The sequence below is a fragment of the Kitasatospora sp. NPDC086801 genome (assembly GCF_044745805.1).
GTDB lineage: Bacteria > Actinomycetota > Actinomycetes > Streptomycetales > Streptomycetaceae > Kitasatospora.
The window spans coordinates 1-26,182 of the sequence record NZ_JBIVAX010000049.1; the positions used below are offsets into that span (position 1 = coordinate 1).

The 26,182-nt window shown below is 68.6% G+C and carries 26 protein-coding genes, 1 tRNA gene and 1 pseudogene; 18 read left to right on the forward strand and 10 right to left on the reverse strand.

Annotated features, from left to right (window positions below):
- Positions 1 to 105: 105 nt before the first annotated feature.
- Positions 106 to 1,164 carry a reverse transcriptase domain-containing protein gene (locus ACIPLC_RS33185; RefSeq protein WP_400476745.1) on the forward strand — a complete coding sequence of 353 codons (1,059 nt, stop codon included), beginning with the start codon at positions 106 to 108 and terminating at the stop codon, positions 1,162 to 1,164.
- A gap of 156 nt (positions 1,165 to 1,320) precedes the next feature.
- The gene (gene ltrA / locus ACIPLC_RS33190) at positions 1,321 to 2,616 is read left to right on the forward strand and encodes a group II intron reverse transcriptase/maturase (RefSeq protein ID WP_400476746.1); all 1,296 of its coding nucleotides are present in this window, start codon (positions 1,321 to 1,323) and stop codon (positions 2,614 to 2,616) included.
- A 115-nt stretch (positions 2,617 to 2,731) separates the two neighbouring features.
- Here the strand turns inward: ltrA and ACIPLC_RS33195 are convergent.
- The 6 genes and pseudogenes from ACIPLC_RS33195 to ACIPLC_RS33220 all read right to left on the reverse strand — a co-directional run.
- Positions 2,732 to 3,793 (reverse strand): annotated as a pseudogene (locus ACIPLC_RS33195) (tyrosine-type recombinase/integrase); the annotation flags it as partial.
- Complete coding sequence (locus ACIPLC_RS33200) at positions 3,793 to 3,999, reverse strand: helix-turn-helix domain-containing protein (protein WP_400476747.1); 207 nt, start codon at positions 3,997 to 3,999, stop codon at positions 3,793 to 3,795. The pseudogene ACIPLC_RS33195 and the gene ACIPLC_RS33200, both read right to left, overlap by 1 nt.
- Entirely contained in the window at positions 3,999 to 5,444 is a 1,446-nt protein-coding gene (locus ACIPLC_RS33205) for a replication initiator (RefSeq protein ID WP_400476748.1), read from the reverse strand. The genes ACIPLC_RS33200 and ACIPLC_RS33205 overlap by 1 nt, the downstream gene beginning before the upstream one ends.
- A 140-nt stretch (positions 5,445 to 5,584) precedes the next feature.
- Complete coding sequence (locus ACIPLC_RS33210; protein ID WP_400476749.1) at positions 5,585 to 6,307, reverse strand: DUF2637 domain-containing protein; 723 nt, start codon at positions 6,305 to 6,307, stop codon at positions 5,585 to 5,587.
- Between the two features lie 41 nt (positions 6,308 to 6,348).
- Complete coding sequence (locus ACIPLC_RS33215; protein ID WP_400476750.1) at positions 6,349 to 7,689, reverse strand: FtsK/SpoIIIE domain-containing protein; 1,341 nt, start codon at positions 7,687 to 7,689, stop codon at positions 6,349 to 6,351.
- A gap of 166 nt (positions 7,690 to 7,855) precedes the next feature.
- Positions 7,856 to 8,188 (reverse strand): hypothetical protein, encoded by a 333-nt coding sequence (locus ACIPLC_RS33220; RefSeq protein WP_400476751.1) that lies wholly within the window; start codon positions 8,186 to 8,188, stop codon positions 7,856 to 7,858.
- A gap of 179 nt (positions 8,189 to 8,367) precedes the next feature.
- Here ACIPLC_RS33220 and ACIPLC_RS33225 point away from each other — a divergent pair, with 179 nt between their 5' ends.
- The 13 genes from ACIPLC_RS33225 (at position 8,368) to ACIPLC_RS33285 (ending at position 18,434) form a co-directional block, all read left to right on the forward strand.
- Complete coding sequence (locus ACIPLC_RS33225) at positions 8,368 to 9,207, forward strand: GntR family transcriptional regulator (RefSeq protein ID WP_400476752.1); 840 nt, start codon at positions 8,368 to 8,370, stop codon at positions 9,205 to 9,207.
- Positions 9,208 to 9,822: 615 nt separating this feature from the next.
- Positions 9,823 to 11,070 (forward strand): helix-turn-helix domain-containing protein, encoded by a 1,248-nt coding sequence (locus ACIPLC_RS33230; RefSeq protein WP_400476753.1) that lies wholly within the window; start codon positions 9,823 to 9,825, stop codon positions 11,068 to 11,070.
- A gap of 134 nt (positions 11,071 to 11,204) precedes the next feature.
- A complete protein-coding gene (locus ACIPLC_RS33235) occupies positions 11,205 to 11,612 on the forward strand; it encodes a hypothetical protein (RefSeq protein ID WP_400476754.1) in 408 nt (135 codons plus the stop codon).
- The gene (locus tag ACIPLC_RS33240; protein ID WP_400476755.1) at positions 11,612 to 11,863 is read left to right on the forward strand and encodes a hypothetical protein; all 252 of its coding nucleotides are present in this window, start codon (positions 11,612 to 11,614) and stop codon (positions 11,861 to 11,863) included. Before ACIPLC_RS33235 ends, ACIPLC_RS33240 begins: the two co-directional genes overlap by 1 nt.
- Positions 11,864 to 12,031: 168 nt before the next feature.
- Positions 12,032 to 12,424 (forward strand): hypothetical protein, encoded by a 393-nt coding sequence (locus ACIPLC_RS33245; RefSeq protein ID WP_400476756.1) that lies wholly within the window; start codon positions 12,032 to 12,034, stop codon positions 12,422 to 12,424.
- Positions 12,345 to 12,923, forward strand: a complete 579-nt coding sequence (locus ACIPLC_RS33250; protein ID WP_400476757.1) for an SUKH-3 domain-containing protein — start codon at positions 12,345 to 12,347, stop codon at positions 12,921 to 12,923. The genes ACIPLC_RS33245 and ACIPLC_RS33250 overlap by 80 nt, the downstream gene beginning before the upstream one ends.
- 113 nt (positions 12,924 to 13,036) lie before the next feature.
- On the forward strand, positions 13,037 to 13,465 hold the full coding sequence (locus tag ACIPLC_RS33255; RefSeq protein ID WP_400476758.1) for a hypothetical protein: 429 nt from the start codon (positions 13,037 to 13,039) through the stop codon (positions 13,463 to 13,465).
- Positions 13,462 to 13,989 (forward strand): SMI1/KNR4 family protein, encoded by a 528-nt coding sequence (locus ACIPLC_RS33260; RefSeq protein ID WP_400476759.1) that lies wholly within the window; start codon positions 13,462 to 13,464, stop codon positions 13,987 to 13,989. The genes ACIPLC_RS33255 and ACIPLC_RS33260 overlap by 4 nt, the downstream gene beginning before the upstream one ends.
- A gap of 212 nt (positions 13,990 to 14,201) precedes the next feature.
- Positions 14,202 to 14,858, forward strand: coding sequence for a hypothetical protein (locus ACIPLC_RS33265; protein ID WP_400476760.1), 657 nt, complete (start codon positions 14,202 to 14,204; stop codon positions 14,856 to 14,858).
- A gap of 25 nt (positions 14,859 to 14,883) precedes the next feature.
- The gene (locus ACIPLC_RS33270; protein ID WP_400476761.1) at positions 14,884 to 15,147 is read left to right on the forward strand and encodes a hypothetical protein; all 264 of its coding nucleotides are present in this window, start codon (positions 14,884 to 14,886) and stop codon (positions 15,145 to 15,147) included.
- A 1,396-nt stretch (positions 15,148 to 16,543) separates the two neighbouring features.
- Positions 16,544 to 16,798: a hypothetical protein gene (locus ACIPLC_RS33275; protein ID WP_400476762.1), complete on the forward strand. Its 255-nt coding sequence runs from the start codon at positions 16,544 to 16,546 to the stop codon at positions 16,796 to 16,798.
- 211 nt (positions 16,799 to 17,009) lie between these two features.
- Complete coding sequence (locus ACIPLC_RS33280; RefSeq protein ID WP_400476763.1) at positions 17,010 to 17,297, forward strand: DddA-like double-stranded DNA deaminase toxin; 288 nt, start codon at positions 17,010 to 17,012, stop codon at positions 17,295 to 17,297.
- A 582-nt stretch (positions 17,298 to 17,879) separates the two neighbouring features.
- Complete coding sequence (locus ACIPLC_RS33285) at positions 17,880 to 18,434, forward strand: DUF6193 family natural product biosynthesis protein (RefSeq protein ID WP_400476764.1); 555 nt, start codon at positions 17,880 to 17,882, stop codon at positions 18,432 to 18,434.
- A 669-nt stretch (positions 18,435 to 19,103) separates the two neighbouring features.
- Here the strand turns inward: ACIPLC_RS33285 and ACIPLC_RS33290 are convergent.
- Positions 19,104 to 20,003, reverse strand: coding sequence for an alpha/beta fold hydrolase (locus tag ACIPLC_RS33290; protein WP_400476765.1), 900 nt, complete (start codon positions 20,001 to 20,003; stop codon positions 19,104 to 19,106).
- An 81-nt stretch (positions 20,004 to 20,084) separates the two neighbouring features.
- Here ACIPLC_RS33290 and ACIPLC_RS33295 point away from each other — a divergent pair, with 81 nt between their 5' ends.
- Positions 20,085 to 20,750: a TetR/AcrR family transcriptional regulator gene (locus tag ACIPLC_RS33295; protein ID WP_400476766.1), complete on the forward strand. Its 666-nt coding sequence runs from the start codon at positions 20,085 to 20,087 to the stop codon at positions 20,748 to 20,750.
- Between the two features lie 59 nt (positions 20,751 to 20,809).
- Here ACIPLC_RS33295 and ACIPLC_RS33300 read toward each other — a convergent pair whose 3' ends face one another.
- From ACIPLC_RS33300 to ACIPLC_RS33310, 3 genes are read right to left on the reverse strand one after another with little or no spacing between them, the layout of a single operon-like run.
- Positions 20,810 to 22,270, reverse strand: coding sequence for an MFS transporter (locus tag ACIPLC_RS33300; protein WP_400476767.1), 1,461 nt, complete (start codon positions 22,268 to 22,270; stop codon positions 20,810 to 20,812).
- Complete coding sequence (locus ACIPLC_RS33305) at positions 22,267 to 23,124, reverse strand: glycerophosphodiester phosphodiesterase (protein ID WP_400476768.1); 858 nt, start codon at positions 23,122 to 23,124, stop codon at positions 22,267 to 22,269. Before ACIPLC_RS33305 ends, ACIPLC_RS33300 begins: the two co-directional genes overlap by 4 nt.
- A gap of 48 nt (positions 23,125 to 23,172) precedes the next feature.
- Complete coding sequence (locus tag ACIPLC_RS33310) at positions 23,173 to 23,523, reverse strand: hypothetical protein (RefSeq protein WP_400476769.1); 351 nt, start codon at positions 23,521 to 23,523, stop codon at positions 23,173 to 23,175.
- Between the two features lie 110 nt (positions 23,524 to 23,633).
- On the opposite strand from ACIPLC_RS33310, the gene ACIPLC_RS33315 reads away from it, so the two are divergent.
- Together ACIPLC_RS33315 and ACIPLC_RS33320 are read left to right on the forward strand one after the other, a co-directional pair.
- Positions 23,634 to 23,705, forward strand: a tRNA-Gln gene (locus ACIPLC_RS33315).
- Positions 23,706 to 23,708: 3 nt separating this feature from the next.
- Entirely contained in the window at positions 23,709 to 26,114 is a 2,406-nt protein-coding gene (locus ACIPLC_RS33320; protein ID WP_400476770.1) for a hypothetical protein, read from the forward strand.
- The last annotated feature ends 68 nt before the right edge of the window (positions 26,115 to 26,182 follow it).

Sequence of the window (26,182 nt, forward strand, 5' to 3'; positions counted from 1 at the left end):
TGGAGACGTCGTCATCAAGCCCGTTCCCAGGCCAGTCACTACAGACGCCAAGCCGCGACCCAAGCATGATCGTGATCTACAGCTGGAGTACTAGGTATTCCCACTGTGCGTGATCGCGTGGTTCAGGCTGCGCTGAAACTGGTGCTGGAGCCTATTTTCGAGGCGGACTTCGAGCCGTGCTCGTATGGATTCCGGCCCAATCGGCGAGCACATGACGCGATTGCTGAGATCCGCACTTTCGCCAGCCCGCCCCACCGTTACGAGTGGGTCGTGGAGGGTGATATCGCGGCGTGTTTTGACGAGATCTCGCACTCGGCGCTTATGGACCGGGTGCGGCTACGGGTCTCCGACAAGCGCGTCTTGGTGCTGGTCAAGGCGTTCCTGAAGGCCGGAATCCTCAATAGAGAGGGGCTTTTCAGGGAATCGCACATGGGAACGCCACAGGGCGGAATTCTGTCACCTTTGCTCGCTAATGTCGCACTGTCCGTTCTCGATGAGCATTTCGCTCGGCGCCACCGAGACCAGAGACGGATGACCCGGCAGCAGCGGCGCGGAGAGCCATCATTTCGGCTAATCCGCTACGCTGACGATTGGGTGGCCCTGGTTCGCGGTGACAGGGCTGATGCTGAGGCGATTCGCGGCGAGGCGGCCGAGGTGCTTTCCACGATGGGCTTGCGTCTCTCGGAGGAGAAAACCACGCTGGTGCACATCAATGAGGGCTTTGACTTTCTTGGATGGCGCATCCAGCGCCACCAGAAGCGGGGCACGGCGAAGCATTACGTCTATACCTACCCGAGCAAGAAGGCGGTTAAATCCGTCACGGGGAAGGTGAAGACGATCAGCCGATTGGACAAGAACCTGCCGCTCGAAGTCCTGCTGCATAATCTCAATCCTGTGCTGCGGGGCTGGTGTGTCTACTTTCAGCCCGGGGTTTCGAGTGCCACCTTCCACTTCCTGCGCGCGTTCACCTGGCGCAGGGTCATGGGTTGGCTGCACCGAAAACACCCGCGTGTGAATTGGAAGCAGGTGCGCCGCCGGTATTGCCAGGGCCAGTGGTGGCCATCAGAGGGCGATACGGCGCTGTTCGATCCGGGACGGATGCGGACGACCCGCTACCGCTACCGGGGGACAGCGATTCCCACGCCGTGGGCGGGCATGATCTGAACTGTTCGGACCTCCACGGGACTTGTGGAGCGCCCGGTGCCTGGAGACGGGCACGCCGGGTGCGGGAGGCGGTCCGGGGAAACCCACTGGTGGCAACACCAGCAGGGCGTCCCGGGCCGACCTCACAACTTCGTGTGTGACCCGGCGACGCTGATCGTGGCGTTCGACCGGGTCGCGGGGAACCAGGGCGCGCGTACGCCTGGCATCGACGGCCTCACGGTCGCCGACGTCGCGGAGCAGGTGGGCGTGCCCGGGTTCTTGGACGACCTGCGGGCCGGACTCAAGGACGGCTCGTTCCGACCGCTTCCGGTGCGGGAACGCAAGATCCCGAAACCGGGCGGGTCGGGGAGGGTCCGCAAGCTCGGGATTCCGACGGTTGCGGACCGGGTCGTCCAGGCGGCGCTGAAACTGGTGCTGGAGCCGATCTTCGAGGCGGAGTTCCTGCCGTGCTCGTACGGTTTCCGGCCCAAGCGGCGTGCCCAGGACGCGATCGCTGAGATCCACCACTTCGGCACCCGCGGTTACCGCTGGGTGCTGGACGCGGACATCGAGGCGTGCTTCGACTCGATCGACCACGCGGCCCTCATGGACCGGGTGCGCCTTCGGGTGAAGGACAAACGCGTCCTGGCACTGGTCAAAGCGTTCCTGAAAGCCGGGATCCTCACCGAACTCGGCGACTACCAGGGCACAGTGACCGGCACGCCGCAGGGCGGCATCCTGTCCCCGCTGCTGGCCAACATCGCCCTGAGCGTGCTCGACGAGCACGTGATGGCGCCGTGGAAGCCGGGCGGGGCGATGTCGACCCGCGGCAAGCGCGACTACCGGCACACCAAGGGGCGACCGACGTGGCGGCTGGTCCGCTACGCGGACGACTTCGTCGTCTTGGTGCACGGCGCGCGCGAGCACACTGAAGCGCTGCGCGAAGAGGTCGCCGTCGCGCTGGCTCCGCTCGGGTTGAGGCTGTCACCGGCCAAGACCCAAGTGGTTCACATGAGCGACGGGTTCGACTTCCTCGGCTTCCGCATCCGGTGGAAGCGCAAGAGGGGGACGAACAAGTGGTACGTCTACACCTTCATCGCGACCCGGCCCGTCCGGACGCTGAGGGCGAAGATCCGTGCCCTTACGCACAAGACATCGCAGCAGGACTTCGCGTCGGTTCTGACCAGACTCGGTCAGATCATGCGCGGATGGGGTAACTACTTCAAGTACGCCGTGGCCAAACGCACTTTCAGCAAGTTGGATGACTTCACCTGGTGGAGGCTGGTCCACATGCTGCGGGCGCGCCACGGCTGGAACTGGGGACAGGTCCGCCGACACCTCGCCGCCTCCGGGCGGTGGAGGATCGCAGCGGACGGGGTCGAGTACTTCCGGATCGAGGGTGTGTCGGTCTCCCGCTACACCTACCGGGGCAACAAGATCCCAACCCCATGGCCCCCTGCGAACCCCGCCTGACGGCAGGAACCGTGGAGAGCCCGGTGCGGTGAGAGTCGCACGCCGGGTTCGGAGAGCGGTCCGGGGAAACGGACCGGGAGCAATCCCGGCACCGCGCCCCGGGCCGACTCACCAAGCGGATCTGGCGGAGGTGGGCGCGGCGGAGAAGTGCGTTGAAGTGTCGGGTGAGGGTGGCGGGTTCGATGGGGTGGCCGTCGGGTCGCGTGAAGACGTGGCCGTTGTCCACCCAGCTCGCGCCGGCCTTCTCCTTCTCCTGGGCCTGCTGATTGCGGTGGGCGCGGAGTGAGAGCAGGCAGGGGGCCGGGAGGGCGATGCGGCGTTCGGAGCTGACTGTCTTGGTGGGGAGGGTGGTCAGGCCGCCGGTGCGTGTGCGCTGGAGGGTGCGGCGGATGCTGGCGGTGCCGCTGGTGTGGTCGAGGTCTTCCCAACGCAGGCCGAGGAGTTCGCCCTTGCGGAGTCCGGTGCGGAGGGCGAGTTCGAACAGCGCGTGGAGGCGATGGCCCTGAGCAGCGGTGAGGAAGGTGCGGGCCTCGTCGGCGGTGAGGGGTTCGAAGCGGCGGGGCCGGGGTGTTCCGGTGCGGACGTTGCGGGCGACGTTGCGCGGGATCTCTTCCTCCCGGACGGCGTGCTCCAGGGCGGACTTGAGTACGGAGTGGATGTAGGCGAGGGTCAGCGGGGAGAGCCGCTTGCCGCAGCACGTGCCGGTCGCGCAGCACCGGGGCTGGTCGCGGGCCGCGTCGAGCCCGCGAGCGCAGCACTGGCAGGTGGTGCGGAGCTGGTTGAGCCAGGCGCGGACATCCTTGGCGGTGAGCTTGGCGAGCTTCCTCTTTCCCAGGCCGGGGATGAGGTAGCGGTTCGTGCAGGCGGTGTAGCGGGTGTGGGTGGTCTCGCGGAGCTGGTGGACGGCGACGTTCTCCAGCCAGTACGTCAGGTACGCCCCGAGGCTGCCCTGGGCGGACACCACGGGGACGCCGCGGTTGCTCGCCGCGATCTTCTCGGTGAGCTTCGCCAGCGCTTCCTTGCGAGTGATGCCGTAGACACGGACGCGCTTGCGGGTGTCGCCGGGGGCGAGGACGTAGCCAGCGGCCTCCCAACGGCCGTCCTTGCGCTGGTAGACGGTCCCGTCGCCGTTGGCGCGGCTGCGGCGCGAGGCAGGGGTGTCACGGGGGGAGGTCATCAGGCGGCGTCCTGTTCGAGTCGGGTCCGGATGAAGTCGTTGAGGGCATGGGCGGGGATGCGGCGCGAGCGGCCGAGGGTGATGGAGGCGAGCTGCCGGGAGCGGAGCAGGTCGTAGACGGCGGACCGGCTGAGCTGGAGGCGGGCCATGACCTGGGGGACCGTCAGCAGCTCTCCGCCCGTACCTGGCCCGAGGCGTGTGGCCATCAGCAGCCGCCCTCTGCCGTGAACTGCCGTTCCAGCTCTCTGCGGTGCCACACGGCGGCGGCGAGGAGCTCCGCGCCGGGGCTGTAACCCGAGCCGTGGTAGGCCCACTGGCCGATGACGAGGGTCGTGCTCGGGTCGAGGTCGAGCAGGCCGGCGTGGGCGCGAGCCTGTTCGGCACGCCAATCGCGCCGTTCGTCGCGCAGAGCGCCGAGGGTGACGGAGTAGCAGCGGGACTTCGTGGAGAAGTGGCCCCGGAAGCCGAGCATGTGCGCCCACTTCCAGAGCTTGAGCGCTTCGAACTCCGGGCGCTTGCCCAGTTCCCAGCAGGTGCGGATCATCTGCCGCACGTGGCGTTCGACGGCGAGACGGGGCAGCGGCCGGGCCTGTCCGGTGCCGGTGCACGTGGTGCACGTGAGTGGGGTTCCGTGTGAGGCCAGGGTCATGCCGCGTCCCTGGCAGGGGCGGCAGAACAGTGCGCGGTCGAGAGCGCCGGATGAGTCGGCTGATTTGGTGGCGTACTTGGCCACGTAGGCGGCGACCGTGTGATCGGTCAGCTCGGCGTCGGCGCCGAAGGCGGCGATCTCGCGCACGTCGAGCTGTTCACCCCAGGCGAGTTCGCGTTCCCCGACCGCGTCCGAGACGACGCTGACCGAGACGCGGGCGGCGGCGGCCCGGATGGCGTCGCCGAGCATGGTCACGGTGGCGGACGGCGGTGGGGGCTGGGTGCTTCCGTCCGGGCCGTCGAGGCGAATGACGGCGTGGAAGTGGACCAGGCCGCGCTTCTGGTACTCGGCGACCTTGGCGAAGGAGACGCGCAGGACCGCGCGGGCCGCCTTCTGGGTCAGGCCGAGCCGGGCGGCGATCTCGCGACGCAGGTAGATCGTGAAGCGCGCCCACAAGGCTCCGGCGTGGGCGTTGAACAGTACCGCGCCCGGGTAGTCGTAGGTCTTCGGGTCCAGCGGCGTGCCGAGCAGCGCGTCCGCGGGTTCGTGGCGCTTGCCGCAGCGGCAGGGCCGCAGGGCACCGGCTGTGTCGGTGGAGCGGTTGTGGACGGGGCCGAAGGACGGCGCGGTGAGGGTGGCGAACACTCGGGGGTGGGTGCGGACGGTGTCCGGCACGTTCTTGCCGCCGGTCAGGCCCGCCCGGATCAGGTGGAAGGTGTCGGCAGCGTAGACGCGGGAGCAGGCCGGGCAGCGCGAGGCGCGGCGGTTGCCGCAGGCCGTCAGCAGGCTGCCCGTGGGCTCATTGGTGGTGCTGTAGGAGCGCAGTACTTCACCGGTTGCCGTGTCGATGGTGGTGGTTTGGCCGAGCAGGCGCACGGGTTCTGTGCAGCCGCCGAGGCGGTCGATCTGTTGGTGCGCACGGTCGAAGTCGGGCAGGTTGACGAGGTGGATCAGGTCCCGCAGGGCGGGGCTTGCCACGTGGCGCGGGTCCAGGGTGACCATTCGGGGTGTGTCCCTTCTGTGGGCGGGGTGTCCCCGAGCAGCAACCAGCCAGGCAGGAGGGCGTGTTGGTGCTGCTCGGGGCATGGCGAACCGAGCCCGGTTGGGCGGGGTCGGTCAGGTGGGGAAGGGGCCGGCGGGGCTCAGGCGGAGAGCTGAGCGTGTGCGGCGGTGGCCAGCGGCAGCGTGACGCCCAGGCGGGCCTTCAGCTGACCGGGCGTGATGTGCTCGCCCTGTTCGGCGTGGTGCGTCTCGGCGATGCGCCGGGCAGCGATCAGCAGGGCCTCGGGGACGGCCGGGAGCGCGCCGGGCGCGGTCGTCTTGGCCGACATGGGAGCAGGCGCGGGCTCAGCGGTGAGAATCGCAGCGGGGGCAGGCGCCGGCTCGGAGGGCGACGCGAGGACCGGTTCCGGCGTCGGGCCGAGCGAATCGGGGCGGGCTGGCAGGTGTTCCACGGCCGGGGCGGCCAGGGTGTGGAAGTGGCGGAGGAACTGCGGGCCGACCTGACCCCAGCCGAGCAGAAGCAGCGGGGCGACCGCATCGACAGCGGCACGGCCGTAGTGTCCGACTACCAGAGGTTCGGCGACGTTCAGGGCCAGGGTCAGCAGGCCGCACAGGTGCATCAACCGCGTCGCGGCCGTCAGCTCCTCCTGGGGGACACCGCGCAGGGACAGCGAGCGCAGGCCGACGAGGAGTCCGATCACGGACAGGTCAACCATGGGGGCGATCAGCGGCGCGACCGGGTGGGGCACTCCCAAGCGCTGGGCCAGTGCCCAGACGTTGCCGAAGGAGAACACGAACGCCAGCAGGGCGATGACCGCCATGACCACGGTCACGGTGCGCTGTGTGAGGCGATCCTCGGCCATCAGGCCAACACTCCTCTCTGGATGGTGAGTTACTACAGGCGTCAGGCTGCTTCGGTGATCAGGGTGTCGGCGTCGTCGTCCATGAAGGCGGGCTTCCAGCCAACGGGGCCCGGGTAGACGTCGAGATAGGCGGCCGGGTCTTCGGTCAGGTGGGCGGTGTCGTCGGCGATCCGGGCTGCGTCGGCGTCGGACACGTACGGCGTGCGCACGCGGGTGAAGCCCGGACGGCCCTGCACTCCCATGGAGGCCACCCCGACGTAGGCCGGGTCCTGGAGATTGACCGGGTTCGCGTCCGGCCAGTTGCGGATGTCGTCCCCGAGCGCGGCCACGGAGGCTTCCGCCGTCTTCTGCGCGAAGGACAGCCCCAGCGGGCACACGTCCCGGATGAACGTCGGGATCGCGTCGCCGGTCGCCTTCTGGGTGGCCAGGATGACCATGATCCCGACGCTGCGGCCCTTCTTCACCAGGTCCTCGACCAGCCGGGCGTTCTCCGCCGACAGGGCAGCCAGCTTCTTCGTCTCGGCGTCGTTGCCCTTGTACTCGCGGAAGTAGGTGTGCGCTTCGTCGATGATCAGGATCGTCAGCGGCCAGATGCGGGACGGCCCGACGTGCCACATGTTCTTCACCCCCAGGACGGCGCGGATGGACGAGGACCGGCCTCGCCGCAGCTTCACCATGCGCTTGAAGAGCGCGTTGGCTTCCTCCGGGTCGTCACCCGCGAAGGCGAACAGGCGGGGCGTCAGATCGGCGTAGTCCCCTTCGTGGGCGGTGGAGACTTTGCCGTCCGCCACGGCGAACTGGACTGCGTCGGAGGGTGCCAGGTCGCAGATGAGTTTGTTGATCAGCGAGGTCTTGCCGAAGCCGGGCAGGCCGGCCACGGTCACCCCGGGAACGTTCGCCAGGGGCAGGCTGACGTCTTCGGAGTACTCGTCCAGCCCCAGCCCCCACGTGTCCAGGCTCTTGGGCACCGTGCCCGTGGGGGCGTGCTCGGTCGCCGTGATGAGCGGGTCCAGGCGCACGGCCCGGATCACCACCCGCCCGGGACCGTCCGGCAATACGGACACCCGTGTGCAGCGCCAGGCATCGGCGAGGAAGCGCGCGGAGCGCTGGAACTCCTCCAGCCCCACCTTGGGCAGGCACTTGGCCCGCACCACCACCCCGAACCGGTCCGACTTCACCTTGATCCGAGGTACCAGAACCCGGGGCTTGGGCGTCTCACCCTCGCGGCTGACCAGTTCGGCGAGGAACGTCGGCGTCTTGTCAGTCACTGACAGGCCCGCCATCTTGGCCAGTCGCTCCCACCCGAACCGGATGCGTACCCCTTGCCGGATGCTCGCCCGGGTTTCGCGGTCCACCCGCAGGTAGCGGACGATGCTCACCACGGCCCACAGCGCCGCCAGGGCGAGGACCGCCCCGATCAGGACCGGGGCGGTCTCGTTCACGTCCTTCACTTCACGCCTTCCACGTCGTAGATGAACCCGAGGGCGAACCGGCTGTCGGCGCCGGTCGGAACGGGCAGCGGGTGCGCCAACGTCCCTGCAGTGCAGATCACTTGACCGCATCCAGGCGGCCCGCCCGGTAGGCGATGCCCTCGGAGAGCTGGCCGTTGAAGAGCCGGGCCCACGGGGTGGCGAACAGGTCCACCGGTCGCACCATGACACCCGGCTTCAGTCCGTCGGGAAGGCCGGACTGGGGGACGGTGAGCTTCATGATCTCCGCGCGTCCCTCCTCCATCAGCATCACCGTGACCGTGAACAGGTGCTCGCCCGTCTCACGGTCGGTGGCGATCTCCCCGGTCTGCGGGTCCTTGATCTTCGGTGTCGCGTCGGTGCCCGTCATGCAGACGGCCGAGGGCAGCAGTCCGACGCGAATCCTGGTCATAGCCATGGCAGTTCCCTTGTTCGGGAGTCGCTTGTTCGACCCACCAGAACCATACGATACGACTCGTCACACCCGCAACGCATCGGCACACCTAGTACGGGGCGGCACGCTCGGGTGCCCGGGTACGCGCGGGTGCGCGGGTATGCCGTGGGTGCGGAAGGGCCGCTACCCTCGGAGGCATGACGCTGCCCCTGGAAGAGGACCCCCGGCCGCCGTACGTGCAGGCGGCGGAGGTTCTGCGTACCGCGATCCACAAGGGTGAGCTGCGTCCAGGCGAGAAACTTCCCTCCGCCCGCGAGCTGCAACGACGCTTCGGCATCGCCAGCTCGACGGTGCAGAACGCGCTTCGCCTGCTCAAGGACGAGGGCCTGATCTACTCCGTGTTGGGCAGGGGCAGCTACGTACGGGCGGCCAAGGAGGAGTCCCCAGAGGCCGGCGCCGACATGTCCGATCCCGTGTACGTCGGGCTCGGTGGTCTCCTCACTGGTTGGAAACCTGCCCCGGACGACCCCCGCCCGCCCTATGTCCAGACCGCAGACGCCCTGCGCAAGGAGATCCAGGACGGGCGGTTGCCACCTGGTGGCAAGCTGCCTTCCGCGCGCGAGCTGCAAGACCGGTTCGGCATCGCCAACTCGACTGCGCAGAACGCGCTTCGGCAGCTCAAGGATGAAGGGCTGATCTACTCCGTCCAAGGCCGGGGCGTGTTCGTCCGGACTCCCAGCCCCCGTGAACAGCTCATGAAGCGCTACCACGAGAGCCTTGAAGAGATGGCGGCTCAACGGCGGGCCGATGAGGAAGCCGTACGGCTCAGCGGCAAGAGCGACGAAGAGGTTGCCGCCGAGCTGGAGAGCGCGGAAGAGCGCCTGGCGAAGGCTAGCGCCGAGTACGAAGCCGCGATGGCCGACGTCCAGGCCATGACCGCGGTCGTGCAGCAGCGCAAGCGCCTGCGTGGCGAGCCGGACGAGAACGCTGCCCAGCGACTTCGCGACAGGCTCGATGAGGGCCGCAAGCGCTGGTAGCTCCACCGAGTCCGGCCAGCAGAGATGGAGCTCGGGGCAAAGGGCGCAGGTCGAGCTGTTCAGAGTTTCTTTACTGGATCAAGGCGGCCCGCTGTCGCGGGCCGCGCGCGCTCCGGCCCAGCGGGGCCGCCGCCCGCTCCTGTCTCCGCCCCGCTCAGCGGCACCCCCGCCCGTCCGGGCGCGCAACACCAGCGAGAGCAGCGCAGTCCGCAAGGCTCTACCTCAACCCTTGCCCTCCCTCCGAGGGACCGGGGGCCGAGCACTGGTGCGGCACCGCCGTGGTGAGTCGTCGCGGGTCGCGGGTCGTGCCCCGCGCCGGCCGGTCCCCGGAGGCGTACCAGGAACCCCCGGAGGCCGCCAAGGCCGAGCGCCAGCGTCACCAGGTGAGCCTTGGCGGCCCCCGGAGAACCCTGGTCCGGCGAAGCTGCCCGACCGACGAGGGACCCGTCCCGCTCAGGCCCGCAGCCTGCCGGAGGCTCCGGCGCCGCGCCGTTCCAGTCAACCGCGTGCCCGACGTCGCGCGTGGCGGTAGGTCACCGTCCCGGGTGGGTATCTGCCCGAGAGCCCGGTCAGTTCGCCCACCAGGCGTACCGTGGCGCTGGAGGTGGTGAGCAGATGACGATGGAACTCGCGGACAACGTAAGGAAGTACCGGCGACGGGCTGGGATGAGCCAGGAGGAGCTTGCCCACGCGGCGGGCCTGTCCCCGGCGACCGTCCGCAAGGTCGAGCAAGGCGGAACGGTCCGCATGGAGACGCTTCACGCTCTGGCCCGTGCTCTGGGCATCCCCACGGCGGCACTCGTGGCGTCCGACGCACCGGAGCCCGTAGGGCGGGCGGAGGAGCCGAACCGGCTCAACCTCATCCAGCTTCGCGCCGCGCTAACTCCAGCGGTGGGGCTTGTGGACCAGGACGCCCAGGCCGTGGGCGAGGAACCGAACCTGCGGGCCTACGCTCGAACGGTTCGAGACGCGCGGGTGCTGTACTTCTCCGACAGCTACAAGAGCGTCGCCGCCCAACTGCCCGGCCTGTTGCGGGACGCCGCGCGGGCCGTCGCCCACTACGACAGCGGCGAGGAGCACCGGCAGGCCCTGCTCGCCCGCGCCGAGGCGTTGCGCCTGGCCGGCACGTACCTCACGCAGGTGAGGCAGTACGACATCGCCTACACAGCCCTGCGAGGAGCCATCACGGACGCCCGGGAGGGTGGGGACATGCTCGCGGCCGGTTCCGGAGTCGGCTGCATGTGCTGGCTGCTGGTGCGGCAGGGCCGGCTGGAGGAGGCGGAACGGATCGCCGCCCAGAGCATGGACGTGGTGGAGCCGAAGATCACCGGAGCGGAGCCCGACCACTACGCGGTGTGGGGCGGTCTGGCCATGGAGGCCGCAGCCGCGGCGGCACGCAACAACCGCCCGGACGAGGCCAAGGAGTACCGCAGGGCGGCGCGGGTGGCGGCAACCGCGGTCGGCACGGCGCACCGCAACGTCTCCCGGCACTGGTCCGTCTTCGGGCCGGTGACCGCTGCCATCAAGGCACTCGAAGATTCCATGGTCGTCGGGGATGCCCGTGCGGTGGTGCGCAAGGCGGGTGAAGAGGTCGAGCTGTCGCCGAAGGCGTGGAAGCGACTGGGCAGGCCGAGCACGAATGACGGGAATCGCTTCACGCTGGACATGGCGCGCGCCCACACGCGGACCGGAGACCTGTCGGCGGCTATGGACGAGTTGACCCGCGCTCGTGAGGCCGCCCCCGAGTGGCTGAGGCACCAGAATTCGGCGGCCGAGACGATGCAGGAGATCCTGAGCAAGCGCAAGCGCACGCTGACCAGCGACATGCGCGAGATGGCCGGTTACCTGGGCGTCGTCGGATAGCTGCTACGTAGCGTGGCAGTTCGCGGACCTTGCGTTGTGATCTGCCCTGCTGGGCCCGTGGATTGAGGTGTGGTCAGGTCGTTACGGTCGCCGTGTCCTGTTCCAGCGACCGAGGCCGGAGATCCACTGTGGGTATGCCGAGGAGCGACGCGGACCGTCTGCGTCGCAGGGAGTTGCACGAAGCGGCGTCGGGCATGGCGGGACCCCGCCTGCTGCCCTGGACCACCGAGGACGGGCGCCCCTGCTACCTGAGCACCGACGGCAAGGGCTACATCTCGACGCTCGCCGACGGCATCGAAACCGTCCAGCTCGGCATGGGACAGGAACTCCTGGAGTACGCCCGGGGCATCCTGGCCCCCGGAGCCAAGGCGCAGTCGGCCATCGAATACCGCTGGCTCGCCTGCCGGCTGACCGAGGCCCTGTCGGACGCGCTCAGGGTCGCAGAGTCGCGCGGCCAGCGCATCCCGGCGCCGCAGGAGGAGGCAGCCGAGGAGGATGAGCCTGCGAACGCCAGCCCCCTTGCCGAACAGGGGGAAGACTGATGGGCAAGACCACCCGCTACCGCTTCCGCGAGTACCACGTGACCACCGTGACCGACCCCATGGCACTGCCGACCTTCGAAGCGGTCTGCGTCACCGGCGAAGAACGGGACTGCGCTGCCGCCTCCGGCCAGCTGCACACCCCCGAGGAGCTGACGCGCTGGATCGCCGGCCACTGCGCGCAAACCGGCCACCAGGCGTACGAGCAGACCACGCGCACCGTCGTCCGCGCCGAGCCCGGAGCCTGGCAGTAGGATCACGCGCGCCGCCGACGACAGCACTACCGGTCTACACCTCTGACGGCAGTAGCGACGGCAACAACCACGGACTCCAGCGCACATCCACGAACACCGACGGACCGTCAAACCACCGTTGACCTGCGAAAAAGCAGGTGGAGAGGGGTCGCATAGCACACGTACTATGTGCTCGCGGGCGCCACGCCAGTACTCGTTCACAACTGTGGTGAGACCTTTGAGGAGTTCGCCGACAAGGCCGAGATTGCGCGCGCTGATTATGCGGCCGAATACACCTCGCCGACCGGGAAGGTATACCGGGCACACAATGCCGAGCAGCTTGAGGTTCCAGACGAGATGAATAAGGTCTTCAAGGATCCGAAGAATGACCATCATGGTGGCTGCGCCGAGACGAAGTGCCTGATCAAGGCGTACAACGCCGAGGGGATGGCGGCAACGCGTGGAGGTAAGATGGACGTTGTTCACGTGAGCGACGATCTCGATGGACAGTGGGAACATTTCGATAGGGCGCGGCCTTGCGGTCGTTGCGCTCGACTGCAGGGGAACCTGGGAATTGGGTAACACTTTTGGATTCGGGTTGGGAGGCCTGCTCCCTGAGGTCCAGAATGCGCTTATGCAGTCGGGATGGAGCATAGACCGGAGTGTCGATGTGGCACCCGTCGTGGGCGCTCTCCGAGAGGCTGGATATCATCTCGGCGAGCAAGTTTCCGAGCTCTACCAGAACCTGTACGGGCTGTCCGTTCAGCCGGTGGATCATCCTGGCGCGTGCTTCATGAATTCTGACCCTATTCAATTCTCGGCAGGCTGGGGGGTTCGGCATCGTGCAGAAGCATTGCGGCTGGAGTCTCTCTACGGAGAAGATTTCTCACCTTTCTGTAGATGGCTGAGCGGCGCGCATATATACATCTCCGGATCGGGGCGCGTCTATTCTTGGTTCGATCGTCTGGTTTGGGAGATCGGAGCAGATGCGCGCGACGCTGTGGATTTCATGGTGCTTGCACATCGTCCTCTAGTGTGTGTCCACGCCGAACCCGGCCGGGCCCCATGGCCGGTTCCGTAACGCTGCTCTAAATGGCGCTAGAGCCCTATGTTGGAAATCGCCCGCCCGCCGGTCATTCGGCGGGCGGGTGTTGCGCATTTCCGGCCCCAGCTTCCGCGTAGCACACGTACTATGTGCTGGCAGGCACCACGCCGGTCCTCGTACACAACTGCAGCGACGACGGCGAAGCCGAGGTCCGCATCCCGGACTGGGCCACCGACGACCAGGTCGGGCAGTTCGAGGCATATGTAGAGGCAGCGAACGACGCGATCAGCAAGGGGCTCCTGTCACCGACCGGCCGCGTCTCGACCGCTGGCAAAATCCGCCGCGAGGCGGCCCGTGAGGCGAAGAAGGAGCGGAAGCGCGCCGAAAAGGCGAGCACCCCGTACACCGGAGTCGCGGGCCACGCCCCGGACGCCATGTGGCTGGGGCACGGAACCCCGCCAACCTGGATCGACATGCATATGACAGTGAACAGCAGCCTCTCCGCTCAGGGCCAACGCTGCCCAGTAGGCTGCAAACCCAAGCGATTCGTCATAGTGGACAACAGGGACCAACAATGATCGACTGGCGCTCCGAGATCCAGCGGATGACTGAGGCCAAAGCTCAGGTCCGCACCGCCGATGTGGAGAGCCTGTGGCGCTGTGAGACACCCAGGCCCCCCGCAAGCCCGGAGCGGGTGGAGGAGGTGGCCCGCAGACTGGGACACCGAATCGACCCCGAGTATGCCTCCTTCCTACTCCAGGCAGACGGCTGGCCCGCACTCATGCAGGACGTGGACCTGTTCGGCACCTCGGAGCTGCTCGGATCGCCCATGACAATGGCGCGCGAGCTGGTAAAGACCCTTGAGCCGGACGAGCTCGCCGGCTCCCGACTTGATCCTGAGTCACTGCTTCCGATCGCACTGTCCACAACGACCGTGGATTTCTTTGTGATGCCGGTACCTCAGACCAACGACCCGGCGCCGGTGATCTGGATCGCCGGCGCGGAGGTCGAACGATACTCCTCGTTCGGCGAGTTCTTCCGAGCGATGATCCAAGAGAACCTCTCCGAGGCCGACGACCTCCGATCACAACAGGACGGCTGAGTAGCGGCCCACCCGGCCATCGCGCGTCATGAAGCCCTGCCATGGTTCGTCATGGCAGGGCTTCAGCATTCGGCGCCGCCGTTCGACGACAGCGCGCATAGAAGGATTCAATCGAAAGCAACTTCCGGCCAGGGCGTGGCGGGGCGCCGACCGGCCTCGGGCTTGCTGCACCCGGCGGGGGGCCTCCGGGCGACGGGTTACAGGAGTCGAGTTTGGCCGTTGCCGGGCCGCAGGGTGGTGATGCGGGGCCGGTCGCCGTGGACGTGGGGAACGCCGCAGGCTCGGAGGTAGTGGGCGAACTGCCAGTTCCGGCAGGTGCGGAAGAGCGGGTCGTTGGCGTGGGGGTCACCGTCGGGAATGTCGGCGTCGGTGAAGGGGATGGGTCGGATGCCGTCCAGGTGAACGGTGAGGTCCTGGACGGTGAGGTCTTGGGTGTGGCCGGGGGCGGCTTCGAGGGCGAGGTGGGGGTTGTCGGCCCAGCGGTAGGGGCCGGTGGTGACGCCGCACAGGTACCAGGCGAGGGCATGCGGGAACTCGTTGAGTTCGACGGTGGCGTGGCGGGTGGTCTCGTCGATGTGGCGGCTGCAGCGGCCGTGGAGGGCGACGGCGCAGTGGCGGCTATGTGGCTGTGCCGAAACTTGACGGAGGGACCGTTCCCGGCGTCGGCAACAAGATCTGGGGTAACAGCGATCCTGAGCATCTCATTGGCGCCCGCGCGCCTGAGACACTTCGCGGTATTGCCAGTAAGGCGGATGCAGAAAAACTCCAAGACTTCTATACCGGAGCCGCCAATGCTGGTAAGGGTGGTGCTTCTGGGCGGGGGTCGCAGAACTCCAGGAACCCAGTGGACACGGCGAGGAATCGCGTGACCCTACTACAGGAAATCATCGACCCTTGGAGCTGACAACCATGGATTCGCCCATAGACATCAAACTTGCTGCGACCGGCGAACCTGCTCGGATTAGTTTCGAGCCGGGCGGGACGGCGTTCGAGGTTGACGTCGATGATTTCATCTCGTTGAGGCTGGACTCCGGGTCGGTATCTTCAATCGAGATCTACCACTGGCCGAACGGAATTTCCGTTTGGCTCCCCTATCCGGGAGAGTCCGACTTCATCGTTCTAGACTCCAGCGGCGAGGAGATGGCTCGCCTTTGGTGATCGAGTAGAGAATTTCAGATGCTTCCCAGATTCGAGAAGTAAGAGCGGGAGCCCTGTCGAGGATTTCTCGACAGGGCTCCGGATACATTTACTGAGCGGCATTGGCTGGAATTGGAAGACATCAATACGAGGCTGGAAACCTGAACGAGTTAACGCGCCTGACCGCCTGTCGCGATATAGGCCACTGAAATAAACGTCGACAGCAACAAGCCCGGACAACAACGCACTTCCACGCACCTCCGCGCACAGGTAGATTCCCGCTCACCTGCGAAAACGCAGGCCGGAAGGGGCCGCCTGCCACACGTACTATGTGCTGGTAGGAGCCACGCCGGTCCTGGTCCACAACTGCAATGAGTCGATGGATTTCGTGCATGGAACGAGCTCGTCTCATGCTGACAACATCGAGGCCAATGGGTTGAGTGGAGATGCGGCTCGGAGTAATTCTGCTGGCGGATCCGTGGGGCAGCCGGGAAACCTGTTTACTTACCGGGTAAGCCCTGGTGACTCGGATACCCTCAGTGCCGCAGCAACGTTTGGCGGGAGTCGCACAATGCCAGAACGGCAATTGATGCAGCAGCTGGCCATCACACGGGTTGCGCCGAAATCGGCTGCATTAGTGACGCTTTTGAGGCAGGGGATTCGATGAAGGGAGCCGTGATGGAAACGGTAAATGTGGCGCCCGGATCACCCAAGCATCTAACGCCGCGAAAGCCGTGTCCGAATGAGTGTGCGCCGCTGCTTCCGAAGTTGGGAATCAGGGTTATGCATAACTAGTACAGCCTGACCGGCGATGTGGTGCGGCATTTCGAATAGAAGGATGGTATTCACTATGAGCTCGTCGGGCGAGTTGGACTGGACCGCTCTCAGTCATTCGCACGGGGTGGCATCGGACCTACCGGCCCTGCTGGATGCGGTCTGTAGCAGCGATCCAGCCATGGCGTCCGAAGCGCTCTGTGAGGTCAGATACCGGGTCTGCTATCAGGGACTGTCCGTGAACGAGTCGACTTCGTACGCTGTTCCCATTCTGACGTTGCTGGTCATGGAGGGGCGAACATCTCTGCGATCGGAGGTTCTGGGACTTCTGACGACCATCCGACGTGCCTCCGGGGCGTGGCGTCGATCAGAAGATCTGGCACTGCCCCAGTACAAGGACCGGTACACCCACAGGGTCGCATGGGAGATTGCTGTGGATCGCGCATTCTCCGATATCGTGGTGGACGTTGCAGGACTCCGAGACGATGCGGACGGCTCGGCCTCAGCCGCAGCGACCGAGCTGCTCCACGTATTGCAGAGGGGGCCGGGCTTCAGTAAGTAAGAAGTCCCTTGCGCAATCACCCGCCCGCCAGCCATGCCAGCGGGCGATGCTATTATCCGGCCGTCGTTCGCCCTGCCAGCAGTGCAGGACCTCGAACGTATGTACTCGTTGGGCCGCCAGTTCAGCGACCTCATTGTCGGCGGCGGCACCGCTCCGCGCTCCCCCGCCCACAGCGACCACCTCGTCCTGAAACTGCCCTACTGGGACGAGGCAGCCCACCGCTTGACCGACGGTTCTCAGCTCCAGTCCGGCGACAATCTCTGCACCACCAACGGCGAGCTGGTTACGGTGGCAGCTTCGCGCAACTGCGAGGCCCATTCGCAGATCGCATTTTAACCTCACCGTTGGCCAGCTCCACGCGTTCTATGTGCTGGCAGGGGCCACGCCGATCCTTGTCCATAATGCAAATTGCGGATTTCTCCTGAAGGATTTGCCAAAGGACTACAATAGGCGCACCATGGGGATCCTTGATGTCGGAAACGATCAGCTCCCCATGATTAGCTGACCAGGCGGCCAGTCAGAACTCCTTAAGAATATTCCGGGCCGAGTGAAGGCAAACAAAGATCACGTGGAGACCAATGCCACGGCGTTCTTCCGAATGAACCCAGGCCTCACGAAGGGCAAACTCTTCATCGACTACCCGACAGGCGCATGCAGCACGTGTAAGGCCACCCTGCCTGACATGCTACCTGCAGGTACTAGGTTGTGGCTGCTCTCTCCGTATAAAACCGAGTTTTTCGAGGGACTTGCCGACCCTAACTTATTCATGAAAATGAGTCGGCGGGACGCGAAGAAGACCCGACCAGCCTCGGCATGCCCGGCACAAGCGCGATGAAGCAGACGGGTCAGGTCATCGCGGTTCGGGCATATCGGCTGATCGCGATGTCACACCAGCAAGTGCCGGCCTGGAGCTGGCGTCCGGCATGTCGATGGCCCAGCTGGGCCATCCCTTGACTTGTGAAGGCCAGTCTCCGCCCCGAACCGGCCCCGGATCAGTGCCGACGTCAGACTCTCGACGGCCTCGTTCAGGGAAGCTACCGCGAGTGTCTGACGGGCCGATCATGCTTCCCACATGGCCGGCAAGAACAAGAGGCAACACGGGCGAGGCCGTCCCATGCCCCTGAGGCGAACTTGGTCCAGCAACAGCGGCTCCGTCCGCACCCCCTGTGCATCAGCCGACGGCACGACCAGACCCACGATCCGATGATCGGAAGGAAACGGCCACCAGGCGGCACTGATGTGAGCAGAATGGGGCGATGGACTTCGAGGCGGGGCTTGGCGAGGACGGCTGGGACGAGGACGGGGCCCTCCGGCTGCGCTGAGTCGTACGGCCGAGGAACTCGGGCTGGCCCTGCCCGAGGCGGACGGGCAGTCGGGCCGCATCGCGGAGTACGTCGACGCGGGGAGCGGTCGGCGTGTGGTGGTGTATCCGCCCGACGAGGGGCAGCGGACCTTCCGGGTGAACCTCCAGGGCTACCGCGCACCCCTGGCCTGCGGGTGGGCCTCGGACCTGGCCGAGGTGGTCAGGGCGACGGCGGCCTGGACGGGCGGTGCGGGGCTCGAGGCGACCCGGGCGCGCGCCCCGTTCATCCGGTTCAGGCCCTGGGCCCTCGCCCACGAGCGGGAGCCGTTCGGTGACGTCGAGTTGACGTGGCGCGTCAAGCTCGACCGCATCCACAACCCGCCGTACGACCGGCATCCGCGCGCCCACGCGCTGCTGGCGGCGGCGTACGCCCAGCCGGTGCTCCGCCGACTGATGCCGGTCAACAGCCACTTCAATCTCTGGTTCTCCACCAGTGTCGAGGAGTTCTGGAGGAAGAAGGCGCAGGTCGGGTTCGTCATCTGCCCGTACGACGAGGGGCTGTACGGGGTGTGGAAGGACGGCGAGCTGGTCGCGCGCACCGAGACGCCGGAGGAAGCCGTCGCCCTCGTGGTGGCCGCCCTCCCGGAGGGGCTCGGGCCGGCGAGCTGAGGCCACGTGGAGGACCGCGGGCAGCACGTGGGGCTCTTGCAGCACGGGAAGTCGGACCGGCCGACTTCCCGTGCCGAGGGCGAGATCCGTAGGGCGCTCCCTTGAGATCTCGCGGTGAAGATCTGGACGGAGCGCCCGGTATCCGGCGCCGTCGCCGACTCTCTCGTGAGCGGGACGCCGGCACTGGCGGAAATAGGACATGGCGTTTCGGATGAGTGGAGCGATCGTCCGATGACAGAACCAACCCGGCGTTGATCACCGGGACATGCCCCTAGCCTTGGCGGCGGACCAGCGAACTCGGATAGGCGCATTGGCGAACGAGCTGTTCAGGCCCGTGAGGCAGGCAGAAGGGCCGCCCCGCCGAGGGCAGCCCTTCTACGCCGTGCGTCAGCGGTGAGCAACTCGCGTACGGCGTCGCTCACCTCGGGCAGCTTGCCGAGGGCGGCCCGCCGAAGTCGCCCATGTAGCCCATGTAGCCCACCATCTGACCACTCATCAGATCAATCTCCTCGGCGTCTCGCGGCGCAGGGCGTCCAGATCCCCTCCCCGCCCTCGACGGTCCCGGAGGGGATCTCCCCCAGACCGCCCAGGTGGTCGTCGGGCTTGCGACCCACGAGCAGGATCCGGCCGCCGTGGTTGATCACGGCGGCGGGCGAGGGAGGCCGCCCGTCAGCTCCGGGTCTCCTGCCGGGAGGAGGTGATGAACCGCAGCAGGTGTTCGTTGACCAGGTCGGGGCGTTCCAGGTTGAGGCCGTGGCCGGCGCGTTGCACGATCTCGGCCCGGACTCCCGGGATCAGCGCGGTGACCCGCTGGAGGACGTGGCGCGGGCGGAGCAGGGCGCTGCGCCTGCCCAGCAGGACGAGGGTGGGCAGCCGGATGGAGCCCAGTTCCTCGTCGGTGAACGGCCTGGCGGCGGGGCGGGTGTTCGGCTTGTAGCTGCGCATGCCGAGCATCAGGGGGGCGATCATCTCGGGCGGCGAGCTGAGTGCGGGGTTGGCGAGCAGGCGTCCCAGCGCGGGGCGCAGCGGCCGCGGGGCGAGCATGCCGAACAGGCCGCCGATCATGTGGGCGTAGAACCGGGCGGGGACCTTCTCGATGCCGCCGGGGTCCATCGGCGCGATCGACGCGAGGCGTTCGGGTGCGTGGATGGCCTGGTTGAGGGTCAGCCAGCCGCCGTAGGACAGGCCGACCAAGTGGATGCGGTCCAGTCCGAGGCCGGCGAAGACCTCGCCGAGCCAGGCCGCGTTCTCCTCGGAGCCGACCGCGACGGCGCGTTGGACGCTGCGGCCGGGGTCGTCGAGCGTGTCGATGGCGTAGACCGGGTGGTGTTCGCCCAGGGCGGCGATCTGCGGGTACCAGTTGGACGGGTGTCCGGCGTGGCCGTGCAGCAGCACGATCGGTTCGCCGGTTTCGGGTCCGTAGTGGTGGACGTGGACGGTGCCGTAGCTGGTTTCGACGTCGAGTTCCCGGCGGGGGTCCGGCCACAGCGTCATCGCGCGGTCGTAGGCCTCAAGGAACTTCGTGCGGGCTTTCTCGCTGACGAAGTGTCCGACGCTGGTCCTGGTCATGGTCCCTCCCGGTGCAACGGTGCACGAAACAGCAGCGCTTGATGGTATGTTTGTACCATAAAAACGTCTGGAGGGAACCCGATGCCGAAGCTGGTGGATCACGAGGAGCGGCGGGCCCACATCATCGACGCCCTGCTGCGCACGGCGGCGGACACCGGGCTGCACGCCGTCACCATGCGGTCCGTCGCGATCGAGGCGGGCGTCTCGGTGCGGCTCGTGCAGTACTACTTCGATACCAAGGAGCAGCTGCTGCTCGCGGCGCTCACCCGCCTCGCCGCACGGATGGGCGAACGGGTCCAGGAACGGGTCCAGGAACGGGTCCAGGGACGGGTCGAGGAACGGATCCAGGAACGGGTCCGCGACCGCGCCAGGGCCGCCGGGCCCTCGGCGTCACCGCGCGACATCGTCGAGGCGGTGCTGCTGGAATCCGTGCCGACCGACGAGGAGGGCCGGACCTTCCACCTCGTCTACACCGAGTACGCGGTGCTCTCCATCACCGACCCCGCACTCGCCGGCCAGTCGTTCCTCGCGGCGCCCAACGAGATGGAGGACTTCCTGGTCGGCCAGTTGACCGCCGCCCAGCAGGCCGGGGACACCGACCCGCGCATCGACGCCCGCCAGGAGGCCGTCGTCCTCCTGGCGGTCTCCGCCGGCCTGGGCCTGAGCGTCCTCCTCGGCCAGCGGACGGCGGACGACGCGGTGGCGGTCCTGCACTACCACCTCGGCCGGCTCTTCCCCGGCTCGTAAGCCCAGCCCTCGACGTCAGCGGAGGCAGCCGCCGGCCGTACGCGCGCCGGACCGGGGCGTCAGAGCCGTTCGGGGACGGGGTTGCCGACCGCCTCGATGGCGCGGCGGACGGGGACCTTCAGCAGGAGGGCGAAGCCGATGAGGAAGAAGACCAGCAGGGAGATGATCGCCGAGCGGTAGCTGCCGGTGATCTGGTAGGCGAGGCCGAAGAGCAGCGGGCCCATCCAACTGGTGCCGCGGTCGCTGACCTTGTAGACGCTGAAGTACTCGGCCTCCCGGCCGGCCGGGATGAGGTGGGAGAACAGCGAGCGGGAGAGCGCCTGGCTGCCGCCGAGCACCAGGCCGATCATGCAGGCCAGGACGAAGAACCAGACGGGCTGGTGGGCGGGAATGAAGTACCCGAGGGCGAGGGTGGCCACCCAGCCGACCAGGGATCCGAGGACGGTCCGCTTGGCGCCGTAGCGGTGGGCGATCCGGCCGAGGAGCAGCGCGCCGCCGATCGCCACGACCTGGACCATGAGCACGGCGGCGACGAGCGAGGTCTGGTCCATGCCGAGTTCCTCGCTGCCGTAGAGCGAGGCCTGGGAGACGACGGTCTGGATGCCGTCGTTGTAGCAGAGGAAGGCGCCCAGGTAGAGCAGCGTGAGCGGGTACTGGCGCATGCCGCGCAGGGTGCGGGCGAGTTCGCGCAGGCTGCCGACGGCGGGCCGGTCCGGCGTGGCGGCGGGCCGGTCCGGCGCAGCCGGGGTACGGCCGGACACGGCCGGGGTACGGCCGGAGGCCGCGCCCGCCCGGGAGGGCAGCCGCAGCATCGGGACGATCGTGAACAGCGCCCACCACAGGCCGGCCGAGGCCAGGCAGATCCGCACGGCGGTGCCGGAGGACAGGCCGAGCGCGTCGTGGCCCTCGAACAGCGCCAGGTTGGCGATCAGCAGCAGTCCGCCGCCCGCGTAGCCGTAGGCCCAGCCCTTGGAGGAGACCGCGTCGCGCTCATCGGGGGCGGCCAGGCCGGGGAGGTAGGCGTAGGAGAGCGCGACCGACACCGCGTAGGCGATGTTGGCGACCACCAGCAGTGCGCCGCCGAGGAGGTAGCGGTCGCCGTCGAGGAAGAACATCCCCATCGTGGCGACCGCGCCGACGTAGGCGAAGCCGCACATCAGCTCCTTGTGCCGCCCGGTGCGGTCCGCGACCGTGCCGGTCAGCAGCATCGCCGCGACCGAGAGCAGCACGGAGAAGGAGACCGTGTACGGGAAGAACGACCCGGCGCGGACCGACAGTCCGAACGGGTGCACGTCGCCGGCCGCGTCGGCGGCGTTCTTGGCGATGGTGGTCAGGTACGGCCCGAGGAACACCGTCAGGACGGTGGCCGAGAAGGCTGCGTTGGCCCAGTCGTTGATGTACCAGCCGAACCGTATCCGGCGCAGGGCACTGCCGTCGGCGGCGGCCGCCTCGCGCTCCGGCGGGCCGTCCGGCAGATCGTCCGGGAGACGGTCCGGCAGGTTGTCCGTGGTGCTCGTCATGGGGCTCCCATCACCGTGCTGGAGCCGGTGCTGCCGTCGCTCCAGCAGCCGCGCTCGCCGAGGACGTCCCGCAGGACGTCTATGCGATCGGCCATGATGCCATCCACACCGAGGCCGAGGAGAGCCCTGATCCGTGTGGGATCGTCCACAGTCCAGACGTGAACCTGGAGGCCGAGGCGGTGGGCGGCGCGCACGAAGGCCCGGTCGACGACCCGGACGCCCCGGTGCCGCTCTGGCACCTGCGCGCACACCCCGGCGAACGGCGCCCCGGCGAACGGCGCCCCGGCGAACCGCGCCCCGGACGGAGCCCCGAACCGCGCCCCACACCCCCGCAGCAGCGGCCCGGCCAGCGAACGCAGCCGCAGCCGGGCCACCTCGCGCGGGCCGAGCGAGGTGGCCAGCCGGGGGCCCGCGGCGGCGCGGACTGCGGCGAGACGGCTGTCGGAGAAGCCGCCGACGCAGACCCGGTCCCAGGCGCCGGTCCGGCGGATCGTCTCGACCAGCGGCCCGACGGCGGCGGCCGCCTTGACGTCGACGTTGAAGCGGGCCCCGGGGAACGCGCCGAGCAGGTCCTCCAGCAGCGGCACGGGCTCGGTGCCGCCGATCCGGGCCTGCCTGACGGTGTCCCAGGGCAGGTCGGCCACCGCACCGGTGCGGTCGGTGACCCGGTCGAGGCGGGTGTCGTGAAAGGCCACCAGTACGCCGTCGCGGGTGGCGTGCACGTCCGTTTCGAGGTAGCGGTACCCGAGGGCGACGGCGGCCGCGAAGGCGGCGAGCGAGTTCTCGGGGTGGCCGAGGTCACCGCCCCGGTGTGCGAAGGCGAGCGGCCCGGGGTGGTCGAGGAAGGGGTGCATGTGGTGCTCCGAGCTGCTGGGATGCGCGTTACAGTATTACGCACCCCGTCAAGCAGTAACGCCGGTAACGCCAGTAGTCCCATCATTGCCATCAGCACCAGCAGTACCGCTACCGCCCAGATCGTCGACGCGGCGCAGATCGTAGAGGTACGACCTGCCGGCCTTCCAGCTGCGCCAAGGGCCGAGCGGAGGGAGCAGCTCCTGGTCGTCCGTCCGCCCCGCCAGCGGCCCGGAGTTGGCGACCCCGTCGGCGCCGACGGTGCACCAGCCTCGCTCCGGCAGCCACCGGCACCACACGTCCAGGTCCACCCGCCTGTACGACGGCCTGCCGTTGAACACGCCGTCCGCGCGGAAGTGGTACAGCAGACCGTCCAGGCGGCGAACGAACTCGATCGACACGACGACTCCCCCCATCGGACACCCGAAGGGCCAGGCTACGCCGCGAGCCCGGCGGCGGCAGCGCAAGTGCGTTGCACGGCCGCCTGCCGGACGTCTAGTCTCACGCCCATCGACGTGTAGCTCAGCAGCAGAGCGCCGGGCTCTGGACCCGGAGGGCGCAGGGGCGGGACCTGCCACGTCGGCCTATGAACGATGACGCTGACCAGCAGCACCCCACCGGGGCCGGGACATCCGCGCACTACCCGCAGCGCCAACTGGCCCTGGCCCAGGCATTCCTGACCTCGCCGACCCGCACCGACGACGACAGCGACAGCGACAGCGACAGCGACAGCGACAGCGAGACCCGACGCAGCGCCGAGGCCCGGGCAGCCCGCTGGCGCGCCGTGCTCGCCGGGATCTCCGACGACCGGCTGGCCATCGGCTCGCGCACCCCGGTGGCCGGACTGCCCGCCTGGGTGACGCCCGAGGTCGTACGGGGCGGCTTCGCCACCTCCGCCGCAGGCGCCGAGGGCCCGCTCCAGCCGTACGAGCGCGAGGCTGCGGCCCTGGCGGGGGTGGCGGCCGAGCGCGGGGCGCTCTTCGCGTACTGCCTCACCGAGCCCGGCCTGTCCCGGCTGTACGACCTGCTCGACAGCGGCCGCTACGAGGCCGCCGAGGCGGAGGAGGCGGCGCTGCTGACGGTGGCGTGGCTGGTGCGGGCCGGGGACACGGCCGCCGCGCTGGAACTCCTCGACGTCCTGGAGCCGTTCGCCGACCGGCTGCGCTTCGCACCCCGGCCGTCCGCGCTGCCCGCGCCGGACGTCGAGGCGGTGCACCGCCGCACGGTCGGCGACGCCGTCACGACCCTCACGGGCCGACGGCCGAACGCCGCCGTGGAAGCGCAGCGCGAGGCGCTCACCGTCTGGCAGCCCTTCGGCGACCAACTGCTGGCCCACTGGCTGGAGACCGCCGAGGCCGACCGGGTACTGGAGCGGACACCCGACAGCGCGTGGACGGAGCGCGGCGCGATGCTGCTGCGCCGCTACGAGGAGCTCGCCGCGGCCCACACCCGCTGCACCAAGCACCGCGACCCGAAGGAGAACCTCGGCATCCTGCGCGGCGCCCTGGCGGAGACCGTCGCCGACCGGCCGCTGGACGCGCGCCGCCTCGGACTGCTGCGGCACGCGGTGGAATCCATGGTGCGCCGACGCGGCCGACCGGGCTCCGACCGGCACACCGCACTGCGCACCCGCCAGGCCGTGCAGGCGGCCCAGCCCTCGCACCACGCCCTCGCCCAACTGGTGCTGCGCCGCCTCTCCGGGCTGCCCCAGGAGGCGGGCGCGGCCGACGTGGCCCCGCTGGTCGCCGACGTCTCGGCGAACGAGGCGCACCACACGCACGAAGCCGCCGAAGCCAACGCGACCAACGCGACCAACACGACCAACGCGACCAACGCGACCAACGCCACCCGCCTCCCCGCAGGCACCCCGGTGCCCGCAGCGATCCGGCAGGTGGTCGAGGCCGCGCTCAGCGCCCCGATCGGCACACTCGTGGAGCGCGGCCTGGTGCCCTCCGCCGAGGTCCTGGCCGAACTGGTCCCGCAGCTCGTCGCCGTGACCAGCGCCCAGGCCTACCCGGACGAGGCGCTGCGCACCCTGATGACGGCGAACTACCGGGCGTTCCGCAACCGCCGCTCGCTCCTCCTCCAGGACCTCGCCGGGCAGGTGCGGGTCGACGAACTGCCCTGGGTGCGGGCGGTGGCCGGACACCGCGTCGGCGAGGACGGCCGGGCACCCGCGCGTACCGCGCTGCGCCGGCTCGGCGAACTGGCCGTGCAGGCGTTCCCCGGCACGCTCCTGCCCAACCCGCTGGTGCGCGAACTCGGCGTGCTCGCCCGGCAGGCCGAGCTCGACGCACCGTTCGTGGAGGAACTGGCGGCGGACATCTTCACGGGCACCTTCACGCCGAAGTACCTCGCGGCGGCCCGGGCCGCCGCGGAACTGCTCGGCGGCACGCTGTACGAGCGCTACTACGCCATCGACTACGCGGCCGTCCACGACCTCGCGACCCTTGAGGCGGGCAAGGCCCCCGCGCGAGGCCGACGCCCCCGCTCCTCCCCGGGGTTCACGGAGCTGTGCACGCAGCGCGCCGAGGTGTCCGGAGGATGGTCGGCCGCGTCCAACGGGAAGGTCGTCGAGCAGGCCCAGATCCTCACCACCCACAACCTGGCCACCCTGGTCGCCCGGGTCGGCATCAGCCCCGAACCCGGCTGGGACGACCTGGCCCGGCGCAGCTTCACCACCGTGTGCCGCACGACGGCCCGGATCCACGACAACCCGCGGCCGCTGTCCACGATCAAGGACGCGGCGTACGCGTGGCGCCAGTTGGTGTTCCACCTCTCCCTGTGCGGGCCCGCGGCGCAGGCCCGCGTGATCGCCGGACTGGACGAGGAGGCCGCCCGCCACCCCGCCCACGTCGCGGCCCGTCTCGCCCCCGCCCTGGCCGGGCTGCGCCAGGCCGCGGACGGCGGCGCCGCGGACACGGACGCCGGGCGCCGTCTCCTGGGCTGGACCACGGGACCGCACTGGCTCCGCCCGGCCCCCGGGAACTGACCACCCGCGCACCGCCCAGGCCGAACCCGCCGCCGCCAAACCAGGAAGCCGTCGGCGCCGGCGGGTTC